The following is a 23076-nucleotide window of genomic DNA, read 5'->3' on the forward strand; positions in this document are numbered from 1 at the left end:
TTCCAATGACCTCGCCCCTTCGACACCTGACGGAAGCTGGCCTCCTCGGAAAATTTTACATCGACGGAGAATGGCGGAAGCCGATTGGATCAGTCGCGGCAACAGCAACCGTGGTCAATCCGGCGACGGAGCAGCCGATTGCTGACGTCGCGCTCGGCGATGACGATGACGTGGACTGCGCCGTCGCAGCCGCCAGACGAGCCTTCGCCGGCTGGTCCGCGACACGGCCCGCTGAGAGAGCGGCGTTGCTCGACCGGATTCACGCTTTGCTTCTTGAGCGCCTGGAGCTGTTCGCGCAGGCGCTTACCTGCGAGATGGGAGCTGCGATTAGCTACGCGCGTCGCGCTCAGGTGCCGTTGGCCGCCGAACATATCCGCGTCGCCCGCGAAAATCTCGCGAATTATCCTTTCCTCGCCGCGCGCGGCGGCACCGCGATTATGCGCGAGCCAATCGGCGTCTGCGGCCTTATAACGCCATGGAATTGGCCTCTTTATCAAATCACAGCCAAGGTCGGTCCGGCGCTCGCAGCAGGCTGTACGGTAGTGTTAAAGCCGAGTGAGCTGTCGCCGCTGAGCGCTTTGCTATTCGCGGAGTTGATGGACACTGCGGATTGTCCGCCCGGCGTCTTTAACCTCGTCAATGGGACAGGTCCGATCGTTGGCGCCGCTCTGGCGTCGCATCCAGAGGTCGACATGATCTCGATCACCGGCTCGACGCGGGCCGGCGTTCTCGTTGCGCAAGCGGCGGCGCCCACCGTCAAGCGCGTTGCCCAGGAGCTCGGCGGCAAGTCGCCGAATATTATCTTGCCGGACGCCGATCTCAGCCGTGCTGTTCCGCTCGGCGTCGGCGCCGCCTTCCGCAATCTCGGCCAATCCTGCAGCGCACCGACGCGTATGCTCGTGTCTCGCTCGCACATGGAAGAAGTCGAGACTTTGGCGGCAGCTGCCGCTTCAGAACTGGTGGTCGGCGATCCCCTTGCGGAAAGAACGACTCATGGTCCGATTGCGAACCGTCCACAATTCGAGCGAGTCCAGGCCATGATCGGTGTCGGCCTGGAAGAAGGCGCCAAGCTCGTCATCGGCGGGCCCGGGCGGCCCGGCGATCTTCGGATTGGCTTCTATGCGCGGCCGACCATCTTCTCGAACGTCCGTCCCGACATGAGGGTCGCGCAGGAGGAGATATTCGGCCCGGTGCTGTCGATCATTCCCTACGACACCGTGGACGAGGCGATCGCGATCGCCAATGACACTGTCTACGGCCTCGGCGCGCACGTGCAGGGCACCGATATGGAGACGGTACGGGCGGTCGCCCATCAGATTCAGTCGGGCCAAGTGCATCTCAATTATCCCGACTGGGACCCCAACGCACCTTTTGGCGGCTACAAGCGCTCCGGGAACGGCCGCGAATACGGCATCGAGGGCATGGAGGAGTATCTCGAGACGAAGGCCGTCCTCGGATTTTACCGATGAATGCTGGCAACATCTGCTTGGCGCCGCGCAAAACTGGTCTGCGCTGCGATCGGCCGGTTATTTGATGATGCGCCTTCACCCCCGAAGAACGTTCCAGCCGTCGTTCACAGCGCACTGGAGCGCGCCTGCCGCCGCAACAACATCCTGTCCGCGCCGAAGGCGCCGACACGATCTATAACCGCATTCCGACCTGGGGACCGTATCCGGACGTCCCCCCAAAGCTATGCTGCAATCCTTCCGGCAAATCACGGCCAGGTATTGCAGTCCAAGACCGGGAGATCGCCGTTTGCGGAGGCGAGGAAGTGGAAGAAACTTCTAAGCATCTGCTGAACTCCGCCAGAAGAGGGTTCTCACGCTGCACAGGTTGAACAACTGGTCCAAACATCCATTTCCGCCAACTCAGCTCTCAGCGACTAGATGGAAATTATGTATGTCAGTTCAAAGTACGAGAGGTTCCGCCAAAACGGTGGCGTTCATCCATACGGTTTCCGGCGTCGTTTCCGAGTTCGAGGGCCTCGCCAAAAAACATCTGCCCGATTGGAAGCCGTTCGCGATCCTCGACGAGAGCCTCTTGAGAAACACCATTGAGTGCGGGTCGCTCTCCGATCTGACGAAGCGGAGGCTCGCGACCTACGTATGGTCGGCAGCCGACGCCGGGGCAGATGCGGTTGTCGTCACATGCTCGACTCTCGGACCGGCAGTCGATGCCATTGTGGCGCTCTGCCCTGTGCCGCTGTTCCGTATTGATGAAGGTATGGCCAAAGCCGCTGTTGAGCTTGGAAACCGCATAGGCGTCCTAGCGACCTTATCCACAACGCTGGTGCCGACAGTGGATTTGCTGGAGCGCCAGGCATGCGAGGCGGGCAAGGCGATAGCGATCGACCATGTGCTTGTTGAGGGAGCGTTTCAACTCCTCGCCGATGGGGACGTCGAAGCCCATGACGCGCAGATCCGTCAAGCTCTCGAAGGGCTGTCGCAGAAGGTTGATGTGGTCGTTCTTGCGCAGGCCTCGATGGCTCGTGCAGTGCGGGGCACGGCCCACAGTCTTCCAGTTCTGACAAGCCCCGTGCTTGGAGTTGAAAACGTGAGACGGCGTTTACAGCAGCGATAGGGACCAGATGGGAGAGGCTGCAAATGATTCGCCATCCTCGAAAACCTTCGATTGCAGCGCCTGTAACAAGACTGATTAGGACATGCCAAAGGCCCCTTCGTCACGCTCATCAAAGGCGACGACATTGGCGTTGACGTTCAGATGCCGCTGTTTCGCGTCGCCGACCATCGCGACGCAAACGGGAGTTTCTAAACGCCGTCGAGTGCGATCCAACGGGCGAGCAGTCGCGCCGCCCCTGCGCCGAACTGGGATTCGATAGCGCTTGAGCAGCTCGTATCAATCAAGCCGTCAAAAACCCGAGCATCTTGCGAAGTTCTAGATGATTTCAGCACATTCTGTTGCGCGCACGATGCGATGAAAGGTTGATCGCTTCCGCATTCCTGGCAGCCGAGGTTCGGTGGAACATGTCGCCCCACGTCGAGCGCATTCACAGCGATGAGCGTCTTCCCGCCGAGGCGGACGTCGTCATCGTCGGCGGCGGCATTCTCGGCTCTACGGCCGCCTATTACCTGGCAAAGCGCGGCCTCTCTGTGGCGCTGCTCGAGAAGGGCCACGTCGCCTGTGAACAATCGAGCCGAAACTGGGGTTGGTGCCGCCAGCAGAACCGCGACCGGCGCGAACTGCCGCTTTCCGTGCTGTCCATGCGGCTGTGGGACGAGCTCACGCGCGATATTAATCGGGACCTCGGTTTTCGTCGCTGCGGTCTCGTCTATGCGACCCACGACGAGGCTGTGCTCGCCGGCTGGGAAAAGTGGCGCGAGATCGCCAGGGAGTACGACGTCGACACGCGCGTGCTGAGCCGGGCGGAGGTGGCCGAGCGTGTCCCGGAAGCGCGCGACAAATGGGTGGGCGGGACCTATTCGGAGCGGGACGGCAAGGCCGAACCTGCGCTCGCTGCGCCGGCTATCGCTGAAGCGGCCAGCACTCTGGGCGCCACAATCCACCAAGGATGCGCCGCGCGGGCGCTCGACTTGGCCAACGGCAAGATTGCGGGCGTGCACACGGAGAAGGGCTACATCAGAACCAGCGCGGTGCTGTGCGCCGCCGGCGCCTGGTCCTCGCGCTTCCTTCGGCCGCTCGGCATCAGTTTCCCCCAAGCGAGCATCCGGCAGACCGCGCTGCGTTCTACCCCGACAATCAACATAGGCGAAGCGGTCTCCACACCCTACTGCACCATCACACGTCGACTGGACGGCAGCTATACGCTTGCGATCAGCGGCAAGGCGAACCTCGAGATTACACCTCAGGCTATCAGGTATAGCCGGGAATTCATGCCGCAATTCCTGCGTCGCCTGAAGAACGTCAGGCTCGGCGTCGGCCACTCGTTCGTGTCGGGGCCGGATTCATTGCCCGCGCTGCTGACCAACGATGAGCGGATCTTCGAACGGAATCGCGTGCTGGATCCTCCGCCCTTGAAATGGCTGGTGAGCCAAGTGGTGGAGAGTGTCCGGAAAACCTTCCCTCAACTCGGCGAAATCAAGATCGATAGCGCCTGGGGCGGCTTCGTCGATTGCACGCCGGACGCGGTGCCTGTGGTGTCGCAGGTGGATGGGGTGAAAGGCCTCGTCCTCGCGGCGGGCTGCTCGGGTCATGGTTTCGGTCTGGGCCCGGGGCTCGGCTATCTGGCCGCAGACCTTGTCGTCAACGACACGCCTTGCGTCGATCCTACACCGTTCCGGCTGTCGCGTCTGGTCGACGGCTCGAAGCTGGACATCTCCGCCATCTGAAGATCGAGCCGGAAGTCGGCAGTTCCGAAGGAGCGTTTCCTCCCCAACTTGAGCCACTCCTTGGGGGTGGCTTTTTCTTTAGAAAGCGATTTGGATGACCGAAGGGGCTTAGCCGAGGGCGCAACGTTTGGGCCTGGACGAAAGTATCGCCAGCTCGCCGGACGGTGGTTCAAGAGCCGGGCGTCTCGTCCAGCGGACGAACGACCGCGCCGGAGTTCATGATATCAGCCGGATCAAAGGCGGTCTTGATCCGGCGCATTGCCGCGATGCGCCCAGGATCGCCGTACCGCTCCAGAACGGCTCTTACTTCAACGGGGATTGACTGACACTCTCTCAGCCACACCCTTGTCCGTCAAACTAGTCAAAGCCCAAGGCGGATATCGCACAGCGCATCGCAAGCCGCTTGAGGTCGAAGCAGCGGTAGTCCACGTCGTGGCTAGTCCTCGTTGGGGGCGAAATCCGGTTCGTTACAAATCGACACTGCCTTTTGGGTTGTGCTTCCACCATCATGGCGCCAATGCGCAGCGAGCCGCCAAATGAGACCTGCGCCCTCGCGGAGGTGGTCCTTTCCGAACCGCGCGGTTTCGCGGAACGTCCGGGGCTGCCCTCGGAACAAGCAGGCACGTCAGAACTCGACAAGCAAGATAGCGAAGATCAGCCGCGCGGATACACGATGATAGACAGATACGTCATCGGCAGCTTGACGAGCCTCTCGGGACCGTGCAACGCGCCGGAATCAAACAGGATGGAATCGCCGGGCCGCAGACGGTAACTGCTATCGCCGTGCCGATAGTCGACCTCGCCAGTGAGCATGTAGATGAATTCCATGCCGGCGTGCTGGAATGCCGTGAAGGGCTCGGCGTCCTCCTTCAACGTGATCATGTACGGCTCGACGACGACGTCGCCGCCGATGACATGTCCGAGCAATTGGTAGACATGCCCCACCTTGGTTCCGCGCCGCTCGATCACGACGCCCTGCTTGGCGCGCACGAATGAACAATCGCGTCGCTCTTCGGAGGCTGCAAACAGCAGGCTGAGCGGGACGTTGAGCGCCTTGGCGATCGACTGAAGCGTCGCCAGTGACGGAGAAATCTGCCCGTTCTCGATCTTCGACAGCATGCCGGCCGAGATCGACGATGCGGCCGATAAGTCGAGCACCGACAGATCGCCGTCCCGGCGCAACTTTCGGATCTGGGCACCCAGGGCGCGTTCGAGGTTGCGCGGATCCTGCGGCGCGTTGGAGCCGGTGCGGTATTCAGAAGCCTCGCGTGAGACTGTTTTCGAGCTTTTGGCCCTCGCCATCAGATAGGTCCTTAAGATGAGATCCGAGCATGGCCCAGGGCCGGTCGACCAGTATACCAAGATTGAAGCACCACGCAGCTTCGATGCATTTCTGACGGGCGATCAGCTCCGTGCGAGGCGGAACTCTGCCAGGCTGTCATCCAGCCAGCGACGGAAACTGTCGACAAGGCTGCGGAAGACCGCAATCTCGAAAACCGGTGTACCGTCTTCCAGATCATCCAGCCGCCAGATGATGGCGCCGAGGTGCGAAACGGCTGTCACGGCGACGGCGCCCGGCGCGAATGCACGGTTGTGCAGATCGATCGGAAAACCCTTGGCGAGAGCCTGGCCGGTCCGTGGTCCGCTGACGCGATGGATGACATAGCCGTCGGTCTGATCGGTCACCGATGCGGCATCGCCGACAGCCTGCTTCAACGAGACGGAAAATCCATTGCCGCCATCGTCCTGCGTCGCGAGCCAGGTCGTAGGCCCGATCCCGAGAAAGGCCACATCGCCAGATGCGCTGCGGCGCGGACCGGGAACGAGATCGATTCCATAGGCGGTCTTGACGCGCTGTTTCAATCGCTCGTCCGCGCCGCGCCGAACCATGATGGTCGCGCAGCCGAGATCATTGCGTATCGATACGGTAACGCCCGGGTTGGAGGACGCCGCAAAGCCATGATTGAGACGATCAGCCACGCAGCCGCGCTCCTTCCGGATCATAGAAGACGGGAGAACATATCTCGGCCTCGAAATCGGCACCTCGCAGAGGGTCGACGACCCGCAAGATCTGTCCCATGCGTTCTCGGCCGCGTGCCAGCAGAGCCAGCGCCATCCAATGGCCGAGCATCGGCGAGAATGCCGACGACGTGACGTATCCCTGATCGTTCTCGAGCTTGACGGCTGCACCGGGCGAGAGCAGGTGAGCGCCGTTGCGCAGGCGTTGCCGGCGATCGATCGGCTTTAACCCGATCACGGCCGGACGGTCCGGATCGACGAGTCCGGGCCGACGCGCAAGCACCTTGCCGATAAAGTCCTTCTTGCCCATCATCCGGCCGAGCCCGAGATCGTGCGCGGTGGTGGTGCCGTTCAGCTCGTTGCCGGCGATGTGCCCCTTCTCGATACGCATCACGCCAAGCGCTTCGGTGCCATATGGAGCGAGGCCGTACCCGGCGCCGGCTTCCATGATGGCGCGGATCGTCTCGTCAGCAAAGCGCGCGGGAACCGCGAGCTCGTAGCCAAGCTCGCCCGAAAAGGAGACGCGGAACAGCCGCGCGGGCCGCTGTCTCCAGCGGAAATCCGCGCAGGCGAGATACGGAAATGCGGCATCGGATATGTCGATCGCGCCGCCGAGAAGACGATCCAGGAGATCGCGCCCGCGCGGTCCGGCAATGGCGAATTGGGCCCACTGCTCGGTGACGGAGATGGCCTGGACGTCGAGCTCAGGCCAGAGCACCTGTCGGGCGTGATCGAGATGCTGCATCACCTTCGCTGCGTTCGCCGTCGTCGTCGACATCACGTAGTGATCGGGCGCAAAGCGGGCGCAGGTTCCATCATCCATCGCGATGCCGTCCTCGCGCAGCATCAATCCATAGCGCACCTTGCCGACGGGCAGGGTGGAGAAAGTGTTGATGTAGATGCGGTCGAGGAAGATACCGGCATCCGCGCCCTGGACGTCAATTTTACCCAAGGTGGAGACGTCGCAGACGCCGACGGCGCTGCGCACGGTGTTGACCTCGCGAATCACGGTGGAAAGCCAGTCCGCTTCGCCTGCTCGTGCGAACCACTGCGCGCGCCGCCACGGGCCGGCGTCGACGAAGGTCGCGCCCAGCTGTTCGGCCCAGCGGTGGCTCGGCGCCAGCCGGACCGGGCGGAAATCCTGGCCGCGATGACGGCCGGCGAAGGCGCCGATCGCGACCGGTGTGACGGGCGGTCGCACGATGGTGGTGCCGACCTGGTGCATCGGACGATCCGTGAGCGCCGCCATCATGGCGTGACCGATCACGGCTGACATCTTGCCCTGGTCGGTGGCCATGCCGAGCGTGGTGTAGCGCTTCAGATGCTCGACCGACGTAAAGCCCTCGCGGCCGGCAAGCGCGATGTCGGCCTCCGTCACGTCGTTCTGGTAGTCGACGAAAGCCTTCGATCGGGATGCTGCGACTTGCCACAGCGGCTCGCCGGAGATGCTCTCGTCGTCGACGACGAATTCGGGCCGGGTGCCGGATTTGAATCCGGCAGCCTCCGCACTGGCCGCCCCGGCAGCCGTCCCTTGTTTCAGCGCTTCTGCCAGCGTCAGTGCGCCGCTCGCGGCGCCGATGACGACGAGATCCCGCGGCAGATCGCCGGGCAGGAAGGCCGAGCGTTCCTCGGACCAGCGCGGACGACCGCCGAGATGGGTCGAGAGCGCGAGGTTCGGATTCCAGCCGCCGCTGACCGCAAGCAGGTCGGACTCCATCGCGATGTCGTCGCCCTTATTGGTCCGCACGCGAATTTGGCTGAGGCCATGTGCGCCGCGCGTGTCGACGACGTGCGCGCCCTTCAACAGTCTGGCGCCGATCGTCCGGCCGGAGTCGACAAGCGACGGGGAGATCTCGGATCGTGCATCGACAATGGCTTGGACCTTGACTCCGGCACGCGCGAGGTCGAGCGCCGTGCGCCAGCCATCGTCGCAACTCGTGAACAGGGTCGCCGCCTTGCCGGGCGCCACGCCGTAGCGATTGAGATAGGTGCGCACCGCGGAGGCCAGCATGATTCCGGGGCGGTCATTGCCGCCGAACACGATCGGCCGTTCGATGGCGCCTGCCGCAAGGATGGATCGCTGTGCCACGATCTTCCACAGGCGCTGCCGCGGCTGGTGTGCGGGGGGAACGGGCAAGTGATCGGAAACGCGTTCGAGCGCGCCGAACGTGCCCCCGTCATAGGCACCGAAAATTGTGGTCCGCAGCATCATTGTGACGTTCGGAAGTGCGTCCAGCTCTTTGGCGGTGTTTTCGGCCCATTCGACGCCTGGGAGGCCGTCGATGGTGTGGACGTCGCTGTTCAGCCGGCCGCCGGGGATGAAGTCATCATCGGCGATGATGACCCGGGCGCCCGCGCGACCCGCTGCGAGCGCCGCAGCGAGACCGCCGGGGCCACCGCCGATGACCAGCACGTCGCAGAAGGCGTACGCCTTCTCGTATGGGTCGGGATCGGGCTGCAGGCTGGCCCTGCCGAGGCCAGCGGCACGTCGGATCAGAGGCTCATAGACCCTTTCCCAGAACGAAGCGGGCCACATGAAGGTCTTGTAGTAGAAGCCGGCGACAAACAAGGAGGACAACAGCGAGTTGACCGCACCGATATCGTAACGCAGCGACGGCCAGCGGTTCTGGCTCTGGGCCTCGAGCCCATCATACAGTTCGGCGGTGGTGGCGCGTGTGTTCGGCTCGCGACGTGCGCCGCTCCGCAATTCCACGAGTGCATTCGGCTCCTCGGCGCCGGCGGTCATGATGCCGCGCGGCCGATGATATTTGAACGAGCGGCCGACGATCCTGACGCCGGACGCGAGGAGAGCGGATGCCAGCGTATCGCCCTGAAAGCCCTGGTAGCGCTTGCCGTCGAAGTGGAAGCGCAATGCTCTGCTGCGGTCGATCAGACCGCCGTCGATTCGGTTCGGTTGCGGGGCGCTGCTGTCGCTCATGCACGGACCCGGTCGCGGGCAAAGCTGGCGTTGGTGATGTCATGGGTCCTGGTATTGCGCTCGACTTCGAGCCAGCTTCGACAGCCGGACGCGTGATACCAGAGTTCGCGATGCAGCCCGGACGGATTGTCCCGCAGATAGACCGCTTCGAAGAATTGGCGACCGGCGTCGGGTGCGTCGGCGGCCGGCCGCGGGGCGCTGGCATCGCCAAGATAGGCGAATTCGCTGACGTCGCGATTGCCGCAGAACGGGCAGGGAATGCGCATGTCGATCGGCCTTCAGTGCAGATTGGGTTGGGCGCCCTGGCCCTTTTCATCGAGCAAATGGCCGCTCGCGAAACGGTCAAGCCGGAAGGCGCGTGCCACTGGATGCGGCTCGTCGCGGGCAATCAGATGGGCGAAGCACCAGCCGGATGCCGGCGTAGCCTTGAACCCGCCATAGCACCAGCCGGCATTCAGATAGAGGCCGTCGAGCGGCGTATGGTCGATGATGGGCGAGCCGTCCATGGACATGTCCATGATGCCACCCCATGAGCGCAACATCCGTAACCGTCCAATCATGGGCATCAATGCCATGCCGCTTTCGCAGACATCCTCCACGGTCGGCAGATTGCCGCGTTGCGCATAGGAATTGTAGCCGTCGATGTCGCCGCCGAACACGAGGCCGCCCTTGTCGGACTGGCTGATATAGAAGTGGCCCGCGCCAAAGGTGACGACACCCGGAATCAACGGCTTGACGGCCTCGCTGACGAAGGCCTGCAAGACGTGGCTTTCGATCGGCATGCGCAGACCGGCCATGGCCGCTAGCCGCGAGGTATTTCCGGCAACCGCCAGCGCCACCCTCGGTGCGCGGATCGTCCCGCGCGTCGTTTCCACGCCGACGACGCGATCGCCCTCGCGGATCATGCCGGTAACTTCGCAATTCTGGACGATGTCGACGCCACGGTCGCTGGCCGCGCGCGCATAGCCCCATACGACGGCGTCGTGACGGGCCGTTCCACCGCGTCGCTGCAGCAGGCCGCCCTCGATCGGAAATCGGGCATTGTCGAAATCGAGGAACGGCAGCATGCGCAGGACGGCGGTCCGGTCGAGCAGTTCGGCATCGACGCCATGCAGCCGCATCGCGTTGCCGCGGCGGGCTGCGGCGTCGCGTTGCGCATCGGAGTGGAACAGGTTCAGCACGCCGCGCTGGCTCACCATCGCGTTGTAGTTCAGATCTTTCTCCAGGCCTTCCCAGAGCTGCATCGAGAATTCGTAGAAGGGATTGTTGCCGGGCAGCAGGTAGTTCGAGCGGATGATCGTGGTGTTGCGGCCGGCATTGCCGGAGCCGATCCAGCCCTTTTCCAGCACGGCGATGTTGGCGATGCCGAAATGTCTCGCGAGATAGTAAGCCGTCGCAAGGCCGTGCCCGCCGCCGCCGACGACGATGACGTCGTAGGACGGTTTCGGGCTGGCGTCGCGCCAAGCCGCCGTCCAGCCGCGATGGCCGAGCAGAGCTTGATGAGCGAGACTGAAGATCGAGTAGCGCATGGAGAGGGTCGCATCGGGTTGATGGAAGCCGGGCCTGGTCCACACTATGCGATATTTCCTGACAAGAAAACATTGTTCTCGATAGTTGACAGCCGTCCACACGGGACGATATGCATGGTTCGCCCGATGGAGAGCAGGCATGTGCGGTATTGTCGGTCTATTCCTCAAGAACCCGGGGCTGTATCCGGAGCTCGGGTTTCACCTTGCGGCCATGCTCGGCGTGATGAGCGATCGCGGTCCCGACAGCGCTGGGTTCGCGGTCTACGGCAGCTCGCAAGCGGACCACGTCAAGCTTACGCTGCGTGCAGCATCGGCCGTCGAGATTCGCGAGGCGGTGGCGGCTCTCGGCAAGGCGGGCGCGAGCGATCTGGACCCGGTCTTTCACGACACCCACGCCGTGGTCTCAGTGCCGTCGGCGCGTGAACAAGAGGTACGGTTGCTGATCGCGCGCGACAGTCGCGTGACGCTGGTCGGCGTGGGCGCCAGGATGGAGCTGTTCAAGGAGGTCGGGCTTCCGGAGCAGGTCGCCAAGCGGTTCGAACTGTCGGGAATGAGCGGCACGCACGGCATCGGCCACACCCGGATGGCGACCGAATCCGCCGTCACGACGCGTGGTGCGCACCCGTTTTCGACCGGAAAGGACCAGTGCCTGGTTCATAACGGCTCGCTCTCCAATCATTGCGGCGTGCGGCGCTTTCTCAGCCGGGAAGGGCTGACGTTCGAAACGGACAACGACAGCGAGGTTGCCGCGGGTTTCCTGACCTGGCGCATGCAGCAGGGTGCGTCGCTGGAGCAGGCGTTGACGGACAGTCTCGCCGATCTCGACGGGTTCTTCACGTTCGTGGTCGGAACCGAGAGTGGTTTCGCGGTGCTCCGCGACCCCATCAGTTGCAAGCCGGCGGTCATGGCGGAGACCGACGACTATGTCGCGTTCGGATCGGAATATCGCGCGCTCGCCGTGCTTCCCAATGCAGAAAAAGCGCGGGTCTTCGAGCCGGAGCCGGCCAGGGTCTATGCGTGGGAATTGCGTTGATGCGCTCCGTCGATCTCGAAGAAAGCAGCGTCCGTGAACTCAATGGCGAGCTGCATCGGCTCACGCCGGAGACCAACGAGACGCGATGGGTGATCGAGCACCCGCAAGGCAAGCATGCCATCGCCTGCGGTCTCGATGCCCCCGTGACCGTCGAGGTGAAGGGGCATGTCGGCTATTACTGCGCCGGCATGAACAAGCATGCCACGATCGTCATCCATGGAAATGCCGGCGTCGGAGTTGCCGAGAACATGGTTTCCGGCGAGGTCCGGGTGAAGGGCGACGCCAGCCAGGCGGCGGGGGCGACCGGCGTTGGCGGGCTGTTGGTTATCGAGGGCAATGCGTCGGCGCGTTGCGGCATTTCGATGAAGGGCATCGATATCGTCGTGAAAGGCTCGATCGGTCCGATGAGTGCGTTCATGGCGCAGGCCGGCACTCTCGTCGTGTTCGGCGATGCCGGCGAGGCGCTCGGCGATTCCATCTACGAGGCGCGGCTCTTCGTGCGCGGATCGGTGGCAAGCCTCGGTGCAGACTGCATCGAGAAGCCGCTGTCGGACGAGGACAAGGTCATTCTTCGCAGCGTACTGGAGAGGGCAGGGCTGTCGGCCGGTTCGGACGGCGGCCCGGACGGTTTCCGGCTCTATGGATCGGCCCGCAAGCTCTATCATTTCCACATCGACAACGTCGATGCATACTGAGCAGGACGGCTTCCCGATGAGCGCACAGAGTCCAAAAGCCGCCACTCCGCCGCGATTCTCTGCGACCTTCGATCCGCAGGCCATCGCCGAGATCCAGCGCGCGGCCGCGACCGGCATCTACGATATCCGCGGTGGCGGTGCCAAGCGCAAGCTGCCGCATTTCGATGACCTGCTGTTTCTCGGCGCGTCGATCTCCAGATATCCGCTCGAGGGTTATCGCGAGCGCTGCGGCACCAATGTCGTGCTGGGCGGCCGCTTTGCCAGCAAGCCGATCGAGTTGAAGATTCCGATCACGATCGCCGGCATGAGCTTTGGTGCGCTGTCGGCGCCGGCGAAAGAGGCTTTGGGGCGCGGGGCGTCCGCAGTCGGTACCTCGACCACGACCGGTGACGGCGGCATGACCGACGAGGAACGCGGGCACTCGTCGATCCTGGTCTATCAATACCTGCCTTCGCGTTACGGTATGAACCCGGACGATCTCCGGCGAGCGGATGCGATTGAGATCGTGATTGGGCAGGGCGCCAAGCCTGGCGGCGGCGGCATGCTGCTGGGTCAGAAGATCTCGCCGCGCATCGCGAGGATGCGGACGCTGCCGGAAGGCATCGATCAGCGCTCGGCCTGCCGGCATCCGGATTGGACCGGGCCAGATGATCTCGAAATCAAGATCGAGGAATTGCGCGAGATCACCGACTGGGAAAAGCCGATCTACGTCAAGGTCGGGGCCAGCAGGCCTTACTACGATACGGCGCTCGCGGTGAAGTCCGGTGCCGACGTCGTTGTTCTTGATGGCATGCAAGGCGGCACGGCTGCGACGCAGGACGTGTTCATCGAGCATGTCGGGTTGCCGATCCTCGCTGCAATCCGGCCCGCGGCACAGGCTTTGCAGGATCTCGGCATGCATCGCAAGGTCCAACTGATCGTATCGGGCGGCATCCGCAACGGCGCGGATGTGGCTAAGGCGCTCGCGTTGGGAGCGGACGCGGTCTCGATCGGGACGGCCGCGCTGATCGCGATCGGCGACAATGATCCCGGCCTCGAAGACGAGTATCGGAAATTGGGGAGCACTGCAGGGGCCTATGACGACTGGCAGGACGGACGCGATCCTGCCGGGATCACGACGCAGGATCCGGAGCTTGCCGCACGGCTCGACCCGGTCAAGGCCGGCCGGCGCCTTGCGAACTATCTCTCGGTGCTGACACTCGAGACCCAAACCATCGCTCGTGCATGTGGCAAGAGCCATGTCCATAATCTCGAGCCCGAGGATCTCGTGGCGCTGACGATCGAGGCCGCGGCAATGGCGCGCGTCCCCTTGGCCGGAACTTCGTGGATACCGGGTCAGGACGCTCTGTAGAGGGGTCTGGCCTGAACCTGCTCAACGGTGAGTAGCCTGGAGACGATGATGTCGACGAAGCTTTCGGATATCGCGCGCGAGAAGGGGATCAAATACTTTCTGATCTCCTTTGCCGATCTGTTCGGCGTGCAGCGGGCCAAGTTGGTGCCGGCTGCGGCTATCGACGGCATGGCCAAGAACGGCGCAGGATTTGCCGGCTTCGCCACTTGGCTCGATATGACGCCTGCCGATCCGGATCTGTTTGCCGTGCCGGATCCCGATACGCTCATCCAGTTGCCTTGGCGGCGCGAGGTCGGCTGGTTGGCCGCCGATCCCTGGATGAACGGCAAACCGGTTGCGCACGCGCCGCGCAACATGCTCAAGCGCAAGATCGCGGAGGCTGCGAGCGCCGGCCTGACGATGAAGACCGGCGTCGAGTGCGAGTTCTTCCTGCTGACCGAGGATGGCCGCGAAGTCTGCGACACCGCCGACCGGCAGACAAAGCCCTGCTACGATCAGCAGGCGCTGATGCGGCGCTACGATGTCATCAGTGAACTCTGCGACGCCATGCTGGAGCTCGGCTGGCAGCCCTATCAGAACGATCACGAGGATGCCAACGGCCAGTTCGAGATGAACTGGCAATTCGATGAAGCGCTGGTCACGGCCGACCGGCATGCCTTCTTCAAATACATGGCGCGCTCCATCGCCGAGAAGCATGGCCTCCGCGCGACCTTCATGCCGAAGCCATTCATCTCGCTGACCGGCAGCGGTTGTCATGTGCACGTGTCGCTGTGGAAAGGTGAGCGGAACCTGTTCGAGGACGAAGGCGGCGAGCTCGGCGTCTCCGAGCTCGGTTATCATTTCCTCGGCGGCGTGATCAATTCGGCCGACGCTCTGGCCGCTATCCTCAATCCTTCGGTCAATTCCTACAAGCGCATCAACGCGCCCCGAACGGTCTCGGGCGCGACCTGGGCGCCGAACTCGGTCACCTACACCGGAAACAACCGAACCCATCTGATCCGAATCCCCGAGGCCGGCCGTTTCGAGCTGCGGCTCGCCGACGGTGCTGCCAATCCCTACCTGCTGCAGGCCGCGGTTCTATCCGCCGGACTCGACGGTCTCAGCAACAAGCGAGATCCCGGAAAGCGGCTCGACATCAACATGTATACCGAGGGGCACACCGTGACCTCGGCCAAGCGGCTTCCGATGAATCTGCTCGATGCCTTGCGAGCGCTCGAACATTCAAGCGTGCTGCGGGATCATCTCGGGGAGTTCGTACCCGCCTATCTCAAGCTGAAGCATGAGGAGTGGAACGACTACGCACGCCATCTGACCCAATGGGAGCGCGACAACACGCTGGACTGTTGAGTCGCAACAGGTGTTCAGCACTGGCGCGAGGGGAAGCCGGAACGGGCCGTATCACACACAGACGATGCGGAGAACCAGGTACCAAACCATCGGCTCGTCAACGAACCGTCATTGTCGGTCCAGGGGATCGGTGGCAATTGGGGCAGGTAGGATGCATAGGGCATCACTTTCGCAAGCGTCACCCTGCCCGGGTACCGTGCGAGAAAAGCCTTGTTCATTCCGCCGTCGAATCCGCTGTAGATCGAGGCAACTGGCACGTTGTCTTCGAGCAAGCGCGCGTACGCGCGCTTGTCGGCGCGCTGTTTTTCCAGCGCCCGCTGCGCGATTTCCGGATTGACGACAAAGGGAGGGCATTTCGCGATCGGATTGAACACGAGAGGGTGCGGTGAATTCGGGGAAGGCTGCGCATCGAACACATAGCGGCGGTTACACACATCCACCTTGGGTTCGAGTTGTGTCGTCTCGAAATGATCGTTGCCGACCTTGAGCATTTCCCAGAAGGGCAGGTTGGGATTATTTCGATGGCGCGCCAGATTCGCCGGTGTCAGGCGGAACGGATAGGCTTGGACCTGGAACGATGTCCGGCCGCCGCGGAATGAGTCACGCGCCAGCGAATAGATTTCGCTGATCTGTTCGTCCGTCATGGCATAGCAACCGCTCGACCAGCAGTCGCCGTGGATCATGAGGAAGCTGCCGGTTCGCTTGTTTGCCCTGTCGAAGCTGTTGGGGTAGCCGAGGTTGATGGAGAGATAGAAGTTGGAGTTGGGATTCATCAACTCAGGTGTGATTGTATAAAACCCTTCCGGAGCCTGCCGGTCGCCTTCGTACAATTTCGGCCCGAGATCACCCGACCACCTGCAGATCGGATAGGTCTTGAGGAGTTGGAAACGGCCGGCAGTGTCCTGCTTCCAGACTTCGAGCTCTGCCTCGTCCTTGAAGAGACGCACAAGGATAGGGGAATATTTCGGCATCTTCTTCTGTTCGATGAGCGCGAGCAGCTCGGCCGGCAATTCCTGCGTCGCCTTGGCGGGCAACGGCTTGCTGCTTTCGCCAAAGCATGTGGCAGGTGCTAAGGCAGCGGCAAAAGCCGCCGCCAGCACAATTGCGTGTCGGATCATGGCGCGTATCACCGCTGTACCTCCAGGCCGCCGCGCGCCGCTATTCAAATCCGACGAACACCGTGGCCTCCTCGACCGACTTGCGCTCCGACACCACCGCATTGGCCGGAAAAGTCTCATCGGGCCAGCCCAGCGCGATGCTCTTCATGATGACCTGATCGTCGGCAATCCCTGCATGCTCGCGCACCACGGGAGATTGCATGATGCCCTGGCTGTTGATCACGGCGCCCAGCCCGCGAGACCAGGCGGCATTGACCAGGGCGGTGGCCACAGCGCCGCAATCGAACGGCGTATCGTCGCTGCCGTCGAGCACGCGATCATAGGTGATAATCACGCAGACCGGCGCGTCGAACTGGCGGAAGCCGCGCAGCACCCAGTCTTGACGCCGGTCCTTGTCGTCGCGCTCGATCCCCATCGCGGAGAATAATTGTTTGGCGACGCCGACCTGCCGGTCGCGATGCTTGCCCGTAAAGGGTTGACCGGTGCGGAACTCACGCGACTGCGGGACGCCCGCCAGCATGCGTTCGGTGTTGCCGGCGCGGATCCGGTCCAGCGGTGCGCCTGATACGACGTAGAAATTCCAGGGCTGGGTGTTCATCGACGACGGAGCGCGCATCGCCAAACCGATGATTTCCGCTATCAGCGCCTTGGGTACCGGATCTGGTTTGTAACCGCGGATACTCCGGCGACCGAGGATGACGTCGTCAAACTGCATCTGTGTGGGATCCCCCCGTGACAGGTTCTGAAACAGCCTCGTGGTTTCTGCACCCTCCCGCAAGAGTCGGCTACGTATCCCCATCGGTCCGCGGCGTTTCGTCGCCGAACTCGACCTCCCATACGGATCAGAATGTGCCCTCTCAAGGCTGAAGCAGGGCGCGACTCCCCTAGGGAGCGCCATATGCCCGCCACTCGGAATAAAGCGGCGAACTCTGCTCGTTGTTGGGTCGGTGGTCCAATTCTTGCTCCTAACAGGCGACAACAGAGGGCGAGAGTTGGATTTGAAAGTCCTGGTTCAAAATGTCAGCAATTGGTGCGCGAAGGTCTGGCGCGGGATCAACGATTCCGTCAAGCACGTCCCTATGCACTAACCGGAGGCGAACGGAAAGCTGGCAGCTCGAGGCTGCAAGCGTTTCCGGTTGCACATCGTGCGGTACATCTGGCCGTTTGCCGCTGATCGTCTTCGATGGGCCGTCTCGCGCGTCTCCGCGGCGATGTCCGTGTTTGATGCCGGCTTCGCCGCCATACTGAAATCCGTCGAAGCGCATAATTTCTTTTGATTTCTGCTGCGAGGAAACGCTCTCTAAGCTTTTGATCGGGCGCGGGCGTCATGTTTGCCCTGAGCGATGCCGATTTCCCTGCGACAGATGAGAAAGCGCGGTCATGACCTCTGCCACGGTTTACTTCCTGAACGGTCCTCTTGCCGATCTGGAAGTGCGAGCTGTTTCGCGAATCCTGCGATCTGCAAGCGGCCGCGGACCTGATCCGAACCGACGGGGGGCAGATTGCGTTATCCACCTAACGGGAGCGACCGCGTCGTCAGAACCCCCGACAACGGCAGGAACACTTTCGGCGGCGCTCCGTTAGCGCAGCAAACGCCGGGAGTTGTCCATGACCGATTATCCAAAGCCGCCTTATCCTGCGCAGCAGCAGCCGATGCCGGGCTCGACGCGGGCCATGCAGCCCCGACCGGATCACGGGGAGGAGAGTTACAAGGGCTCCGGCCGTCTTGCCGGAAAGAAGGCCATTATCACGGGTGGCGACAGCGGCATCGGCCGCGCGGTGGCGATCGCCTATGCGCGGGAAGGCGCGGATGTCGTCGTCTCCTATTTGAACGAGGACGAGGATGCGGCCGAGGTCAAGGCGCTGGTCGAGCGGGAGGGACGCAAGGCCGTCCTGATCCCGGGCGATATCAGCAATCCCGAGCATTGCCGCGCCATCGTGCGTCGCACCGTCGAGGAGCTCGGCGGCATCGACATCCTCGTCAACAACGCCGCCCATCAGGCGACGTTCAAGGACATCGCGGATATCAGCGACGACGAATGGCGGCGGACGTTCGAGATCAACATCCACGCCATGTTCTATCTGGCCAAGGCCGCCGTCCCCCACATGCGGCCGGGCTCCGCGATCATCAACACGGCCTCTGTCAACTCCGACATGCCGAACCCGAGCCTGCTGGCCTACGCCACGACCAAGGGCGCCATCCAGAACTTCACCGGCGGGCTCGCGCAGATGCTGGCCGAGAAGGGCATCCGGGTCAATGCGGTGGCCCCGGGGCCGATCTGGACGCCGCTGATTCCTTCGACCATGTCGGAGGAAAGGGTCAAGAATTTCGGCAAGCAGGTGCCGATGCAGCGCGCAGGCCAGCCGGCAGAGCTCGCGACGGCCTATGTCATGCTCGCCGATCCGCTTTCGAGCTACACGTCGGGGGCGACGTTGCCCGTCACCGGTGGCAAGCCGTTTATCTGATCTGGGCGAGCACCGTGGCGGCACCGCACTACCGGCCGCCGCCACGTCTCAATCAGTAGCTTCAATCACGCGGCGCTAGAGGCCTTGGCATTGACGCCTTTACGGAGGGCCACCGTGTTCAGCTTGGTATTGGCGGCCTTCTCTTCGTTCAGATTGGTGGTGAGGAAGCGCACGATGTCGTCGTGGCCGAGCTCTTCCGCCCAGGCGATCAGTGTGCCGTACCGGCACATCTCGTAATGCTCCACCGCCTGTGCGTTGGCGACGATCGCGGCGTCCAGCACGGCCTTGTCCTCGATCTCGCCCGCGGTTTCGTCGGCTTCCGTGATCAAGCCGTCGATGGCCGGGCAATGCGTGCCGCTCGGCTCCTTGCCGAGCTTGGCGAAGACCTTGTCGAGGCGGTCGACCTGCTTGTTGGTCTCTTCCAGATGCGCCTTCAGCCCGGCGACGAGATCCCTGTTGGTGGCCTTGTCGATCATTTTCGGCAGCGCCTTCAGGATCTGCTGTTCCGCGTAGTAGATGTCCTGGAGCCCGTGCAGCAACAGGTCTTCCATCGATTTGATGTCCTTGGTGAAGAATCCCATAAAAGACGTCTCCTTTTCACAATGATGGCAGTGGAACGCGGAGCGGCCGCCGCTGTTCCATTCCCGTGTGCAGATCGGGAGAGCCGAATGAGCGATGGAGTGGATCATCTTGTGGGCCTGCTCGGACGTGCGGCGCTGGACGTATGGGGGGACATGCCTCGCGACATCCAGGAGGCGCTGTTCGAGACCGCGATGAAGGGCCGCGACACCGAGCGTGAGGAACTGGCGCGATTGCTGCACGAGCGGCATCCGCGCACGCTGCATCCGGCCCGGCCGGGCTGACGCCGGCGGGCCGGGAACGATCATGCGATCTCCTGATTGGTGAATCGGGTGGTGCGCCACACGGGCTCCAATGCGGACCGCGCAGCGCACATCGTGCCTGTCAATCTGTGAGTCGACCGACGTGACTGAGATGAATATCGGCAAATGGTACGACCCGATTTCGGAGCGGTGGATCGTGCCTCGCCCACACCACACCATCGTCGCGTTCGATCAGTCGAGTGCCGAGAAGGTGTCGGAGGCGAACAGAAGAGAAGAGATGCAGCGGATCTGGAATCTGCTGGTCGATTGCTGCGCGCGCGGATGATGCAGCGTCGGCGCCAAAACGAGCTACGTGACGCGCGCGATGACGCTTCAAGGGTGTCAACGGCCTCGAGGCCGGCTTTGCGCGGGGCAGGCCAGCGTTCCCGTCAACCCTGATCTCGACGACGTCCGGAGCGGATCGGTATATTACCACCCTTAGCCGACGCCGCCGGACAAGGATCAGAGATGGACGATACGATTGGCTTCCCCGACCCCGCTCTTGATCTGTCGGACGGCTTCAAGCCGCACACCTCGCATTGGGGCGTGTTCTCCGCGCGCCAGGGCGCGGCCGGGCTGGAGGTTAGGGCCTATGCCGGCGATCCCGATCCGAACGGCATCATCGACAATTTTCCCGGCGCGCTCCGCCACCAGGCGCGCATCGCCCAGCCGGCAATCCGCCGCGGCTGGCTCGAGCACGGGCCGGGCCCTGATAGCAGGCGCGGCCGCGACGAGTTCGTCTCGGTCAGCTGGGAGAAGGCGCTCGATCTCCTCGGCGAGGAGCTCGGCCGCATTCGCGACACGCGCGGACCCGGCGCCGTGTTCGGCGGCTCCTATGGCTGGTCGAGTGCCGGGCGCTTCCATCACGCCCAGAGCCAGGTGCATCGCTTCCTCAATATCGCGATGGGCGGCTATGTGCGCTCGGTCAACACCTATTCCTCGGGTGCGTCCTCGGTGCTGCTGCCGCAGATCCTGGCCGGCTACGAGGACATTACCAAGCGCAACGTCACCTGGAAGCAGATTGCGGCCGAGACCGACATCGTGCTGGCATTCGGCGGCATGGCGCTGAAGAACTCCATGGTGGCCGGCGGCTCGATCAGCAAGCATGTCGAGCGCGGCGCCATGGCGGCGGCGCGGGCGCGCGGCTGCGAGTTCGTTCTCGTCAGCCCGCTGCGCGACGATCTGCCGGTCGAGGCCGGCGCCGAATGGATGAGTTGCGTGCCCGGCACCGACACTGCCTTGATGCTCGGCATCGTCCATACGCTGGTCAGTGAGAACCTGCACGACCAGGCCTTCCTCGATCGCTACACCGAGGGCTGGCCAATCTTCCTGCGCTATCTCACCGGCGAGAGCGACGGCCAAACCAAGCACGCCGAATGGGCCGCCGCGATCTGCGGCGTCAGTGCGGATGCGATCCGCAAGCTGGCGCGGCGCCTTGCCGGAAAGCGCTCGCTCGTCACCGTCTCCCATTCGCTGCAGCGCGCCGAGCATGGCGAGCAGCCGGTGTGGATGGGCATGGTGCTGGCGGCGGCCCTCGGCCAGATCGGCCTTCCCGGCGGCGGCTATGCCTATTCGCTGGGTGCGATCGGCTATTACGGCCGCCGCGTCAACGACGTGCCGGGACCGACGCTGGGGCAGGGCCGCAACGGCGTGGCCGATTTCATTCCGGTGGCGCGCATCGCCGACATGCTGCTCAATCCCGGCACCACCTATCGCTACAACGGCGAGACGCGAACCTACCCGGATATTCGTCTGGTCTACTGGGCGGGCGGCAATCCCTTCCATCACCACCAGGACATCAACCGCCTGCGCAAGGCCTTCGCGCAGGTGGACACGCTGGTCGTGCACGAGCTCGCCTGGACCGCCACCGCCCGCCACGCCGACATCGTGTTGCCCGCGACGATGACGCTTGAGCGCGAGGACATCGGCTATTCCACCAACGATCCCCTGATGGTCGCGATGCACCGGATCGCCGAGCCGTTCGGGCTGGCGCGCGACGATTACGACATCTTCGCCGATCTCGCCGAGCGTCTCGGGGCGCGCGAGCCGTTCACCGAGGGACGCACGTCGCGGCAATGGCTGGAGCATCTCTACGAGCCGACACGCGCCTCGCTCGCCAAGCGCGGGCTGGAGGCGCCGAGCTTCGAAGAATTCTGGGCGCGCGGCAGCCTGGTCGTGCCGCAGCAACCCGACGATGGCGGCCGGCTGCGCCGCTTTCGCGAGGATCCCGTCAATCACGCTTTGCCGACGCCGAGCGGACGCATCGAGATCTTCTCGGCCAAGATCGCAGCGCACGGCGATGCGGATTGTCCGGGACATCCGGTCTGGATCGACAAGACCGATGTTCCCAAGCCGCGGGCACCGTGCTTCCTCGTGGCCAACCAGCCGGTGACGCGCCTGCACAGCCAGCTCGATTTCGGCGGACATTCGCTCGGCTCGAAGCATCGCGGCCGCGAGGTCGCGCGCATGAACCCGGTCGATGCACAGGCGCGCGGCATCAAGGATGGCGACATCATCCGCCTGTTCAACGAGCGCGGCGCGTGCCTGGCCGCAGTTCGCGTCACCGACGGCATCGCGCCCGGCGTGGTTCAGCTCCCGACCGGTGCGTGGTACGATCCGATGGATCCCGAAGACGAGGCGCCGCTCTGCGTTCACGGCAATCCGAACGTGCTGACCCGTGACGTCGGCACCTCGTCCCTGGCGCAGGGCTGCACCGGCCAGTTGACGACCGTCGAGGTGGAGAAGTTCACCGGCAATCTCCCACCGATCCGCGCGTTCGATCCGGTTTAGGCAAGCAAGGAGACCTTGAGATGATCCGCAAGGCAACAGCAGTCTGGAAGGGCACCGGTCGCGATGGCACGGGCCACCTGTCGAGCGAATCCGGCGTGCTTGCTGCAACGCCCTATTCGTTCAAGACCCGCTTCGAGAACGAGAAGGGCACCAATCCCGAAGAGTTGATCGCCGCGGCCCATGCCGGCTGCTTCACCATGGCGCTGGCCTTCGGCCTGCAGATGGCGGGTTTCACGCCCGACGAGCTCTCGACCGAAGCCGCCGTCACGCTCGAGCCCGAGGGCAAGGGCTTCAAGATCAGCAAGTCCGCGCTGACCCTGCGGGCGAAAGTGCCTGGTCTCGACGATGCCGGCTTCGCCCGGCTCGCCGGCGAGGCCGAGAAGAACTGCCCGGTGTCCAAGGTGCTCAACGCAGCCATCACGCTCGACGCCAAGCTGGCCTAGGGCGATGGACTGAGGCTCGATCGCTGCAAAGGCGGAGGTGCGCTCCCTCTCCCGCAAGCGGGAGAGGCTGCACCGAGCCCTGGCGACCGGGTGGGCGTCGAGGCGCGGCTTTCGACCGGGCGGCCGAAAGCCTATATGATGCACAAGCTATTTGGCGAT

21 protein-coding genes are annotated in these 23076 nt (G+C 63.4%); 12 read left to right on the plus strand and 9 right to left on the minus strand.

Features of this window, described 5'->3' with window-relative positions; translation table 11 throughout:
• Nucleotides 1-5 precede the first annotated feature (5 nt).
• The 3 genes from AC24YW_RS33725 (at nucleotide 6) to AC24YW_RS33735 (ending at nucleotide 4307) form a co-directional block, all read left to right on the plus strand.
• Nucleotides 6-1469 (plus strand): aldehyde dehydrogenase family protein, encoded by a 1464-nt coding sequence (locus AC24YW_RS33725; protein ID WP_487486733.1) that lies wholly within the window; start codon nucleotides 6-8, stop codon nucleotides 1467-1469.
• Nucleotides 1470-1899: 430 nt separating this feature from the next.
• Nucleotides 1900-2580 carry an aspartate/glutamate racemase family protein gene (locus AC24YW_RS33730; protein WP_487486734.1) on the plus strand — a complete coding sequence of 227 codons (681 nt, stop codon included), beginning with the start codon at nucleotides 1900-1902 and terminating at the stop codon, nucleotides 2578-2580.
• Between the two features lie 404 nt (nucleotides 2581-2984).
• Nucleotides 2985-4307, plus strand: a complete 1323-nt coding sequence (locus AC24YW_RS33735) for an NAD(P)/FAD-dependent oxidoreductase (RefSeq protein WP_487486795.1) — start codon at nucleotides 2985-2987, stop codon at nucleotides 4305-4307.
• 169 nt (nucleotides 4308-4476) lie between these two features.
• On the opposite strand, the gene AC24YW_RS33740 is transcribed toward AC24YW_RS33735, so the two are convergent.
• The 6 genes from AC24YW_RS33740 to AC24YW_RS33765 form a co-directional block, all read right to left on the minus strand.
• On the minus strand, nucleotides 4477-4650 hold the full coding sequence (locus AC24YW_RS33740; protein WP_487486735.1) for an FAD-linked oxidase C-terminal domain-containing protein: 174 nt from the start codon (nucleotides 4648-4650) through the stop codon (nucleotides 4477-4479).
• Between the two features lie 311 nt (nucleotides 4651-4961).
• Nucleotides 4962-5609: a helix-turn-helix domain-containing protein gene (locus AC24YW_RS33745; RefSeq protein WP_487486736.1), complete on the minus strand. Its 648-nt coding sequence runs from the start codon at nucleotides 5607-5609 to the stop codon at nucleotides 4962-4964.
• A gap of 102 nt (nucleotides 5610-5711) precedes the next feature.
• On the minus strand, nucleotides 5712-6287 hold the full coding sequence (locus tag AC24YW_RS33750; protein WP_487486737.1) for a sarcosine oxidase subunit gamma: 576 nt from the start codon (nucleotides 6285-6287) through the stop codon (nucleotides 5712-5714).
• The gene (locus AC24YW_RS33755) at nucleotides 6280-9264 is read right to left on the minus strand and encodes a sarcosine oxidase subunit alpha family protein (protein WP_487486738.1); all 2985 of its coding nucleotides are present in this window, start codon (nucleotides 9262-9264) and stop codon (nucleotides 6280-6282) included. The genes AC24YW_RS33750 and AC24YW_RS33755 overlap by 8 nt, the downstream gene beginning before the upstream one ends.
• Nucleotides 9261-9530, minus strand: a complete 270-nt coding sequence (locus tag AC24YW_RS33760) for a sarcosine oxidase subunit delta (protein ID WP_487486739.1) — start codon at nucleotides 9528-9530, stop codon at nucleotides 9261-9263. The genes AC24YW_RS33755 and AC24YW_RS33760 overlap by 4 nt, the downstream gene beginning before the upstream one ends.
• 12 nt (nucleotides 9531-9542) lie before the next feature.
• On the minus strand, nucleotides 9543-10793 hold the full coding sequence (locus AC24YW_RS33765) for a sarcosine oxidase subunit beta family protein (protein ID WP_487486796.1): 1251 nt from the start codon (nucleotides 10791-10793) through the stop codon (nucleotides 9543-9545).
• 139 nt (nucleotides 10794-10932) lie between these two features.
• On the opposite strand from AC24YW_RS33765, the gene AC24YW_RS33770 reads away from it, so the two are divergent.
• From AC24YW_RS33770 to glnT, 4 genes are read left to right on the plus strand one after another with little or no spacing between them, the layout of a single operon-like run.
• Nucleotides 10933-11826, plus strand: coding sequence for a class II glutamine amidotransferase (locus AC24YW_RS33770; RefSeq protein WP_487486740.1), 894 nt, complete (start codon nucleotides 10933-10935; stop codon nucleotides 11824-11826).
• Complete coding sequence (locus AC24YW_RS33775; protein WP_487486741.1) at nucleotides 11826-12521, plus strand: protein glxC; 696 nt, start codon at nucleotides 11826-11828, stop codon at nucleotides 12519-12521. The genes AC24YW_RS33770 and AC24YW_RS33775 overlap by 1 nt, the downstream gene beginning before the upstream one ends.
• A 16-nt stretch (nucleotides 12522-12537) precedes the next feature.
• Nucleotides 12538-13872, plus strand: coding sequence for an FMN-binding glutamate synthase family protein (locus tag AC24YW_RS33780; RefSeq protein ID WP_487486742.1), 1335 nt, complete (start codon nucleotides 12538-12540; stop codon nucleotides 13870-13872).
• 48 nt (nucleotides 13873-13920) lie between these two features.
• A complete protein-coding gene (gene glnT, locus AC24YW_RS33785) occupies nucleotides 13921-15219 on the plus strand; it encodes a type III glutamate--ammonia ligase (RefSeq protein ID WP_487486743.1) in 1299 nt (432 codons plus the stop codon).
• A gap of 14 nt (nucleotides 15220-15233) precedes the next feature.
• On the opposite strand, the gene AC24YW_RS33790 is transcribed toward glnT, so the two are convergent.
• Nucleotides 15234-16337, minus strand: a complete 1104-nt coding sequence (locus tag AC24YW_RS33790; RefSeq protein ID WP_487486744.1) for a L,D-transpeptidase family protein — start codon at nucleotides 16335-16337, stop codon at nucleotides 15234-15236.
• 40 nt (nucleotides 16338-16377) lie between these two features.
• Entirely contained in the window at nucleotides 16378-17052 is a 675-nt protein-coding gene (locus AC24YW_RS33795) for a nitroreductase (RefSeq protein ID WP_487486745.1), read from the minus strand.
• Between the two features lie 893 nt (nucleotides 17053-17945).
• Between AC24YW_RS33795 and AC24YW_RS33800 the strand changes: the two genes are divergently transcribed.
• Nucleotides 17946-18803, plus strand: coding sequence for an SDR family oxidoreductase (locus tag AC24YW_RS33800; protein WP_487486746.1), 858 nt, complete (start codon nucleotides 17946-17948; stop codon nucleotides 18801-18803).
• A gap of 65 nt (nucleotides 18804-18868) precedes the next feature.
• Here AC24YW_RS33800 and AC24YW_RS33805 read toward each other — a convergent pair whose 3' ends face one another.
• Nucleotides 18869-19384, minus strand: a complete 516-nt coding sequence (locus AC24YW_RS33805; RefSeq protein ID WP_487486747.1) for a YciE/YciF ferroxidase family protein — start codon at nucleotides 19382-19384, stop codon at nucleotides 18869-18871.
• Nucleotides 19385-19471: 87 nt separating this feature from the next.
• Here AC24YW_RS33805 and AC24YW_RS33810 point away from each other — a divergent pair, with 87 nt between their 5' ends.
• The 4 genes from AC24YW_RS33810 to AC24YW_RS33825 all read left to right on the plus strand — a co-directional run bounded on the left by AC24YW_RS33810 (nucleotide 19472) and on the right by AC24YW_RS33825 (nucleotide 22917).
• On the plus strand, nucleotides 19472-19666 hold the full coding sequence (locus tag AC24YW_RS33810) for a hypothetical protein (RefSeq protein WP_487486748.1): 195 nt from the start codon (nucleotides 19472-19474) through the stop codon (nucleotides 19664-19666).
• A gap of 130 nt (nucleotides 19667-19796) precedes the next feature.
• Nucleotides 19797-19970: a hypothetical protein gene (locus AC24YW_RS33815; protein ID WP_487486749.1), complete on the plus strand. Its 174-nt coding sequence runs from the start codon at nucleotides 19797-19799 to the stop codon at nucleotides 19968-19970.
• Between the two features lie 182 nt (nucleotides 19971-20152).
• A complete protein-coding gene (locus AC24YW_RS33820; protein WP_487486750.1) occupies nucleotides 20153-22474 on the plus strand; it encodes a molybdopterin guanine dinucleotide-containing S/N-oxide reductase in 2322 nt (773 codons plus the stop codon).
• Nucleotides 22475-22494: 20 nt separating this feature from the next.
• The gene (locus AC24YW_RS33825; RefSeq protein ID WP_487486751.1) at nucleotides 22495-22917 is read left to right on the plus strand and encodes an OsmC family protein; all 423 of its coding nucleotides are present in this window, start codon (nucleotides 22495-22497) and stop codon (nucleotides 22915-22917) included.
• Nucleotides 22918-23076 lie beyond the last annotated feature (159 nt).

This window comes from Bradyrhizobium sp. USDA3516 (assembly GCF_057651995.1).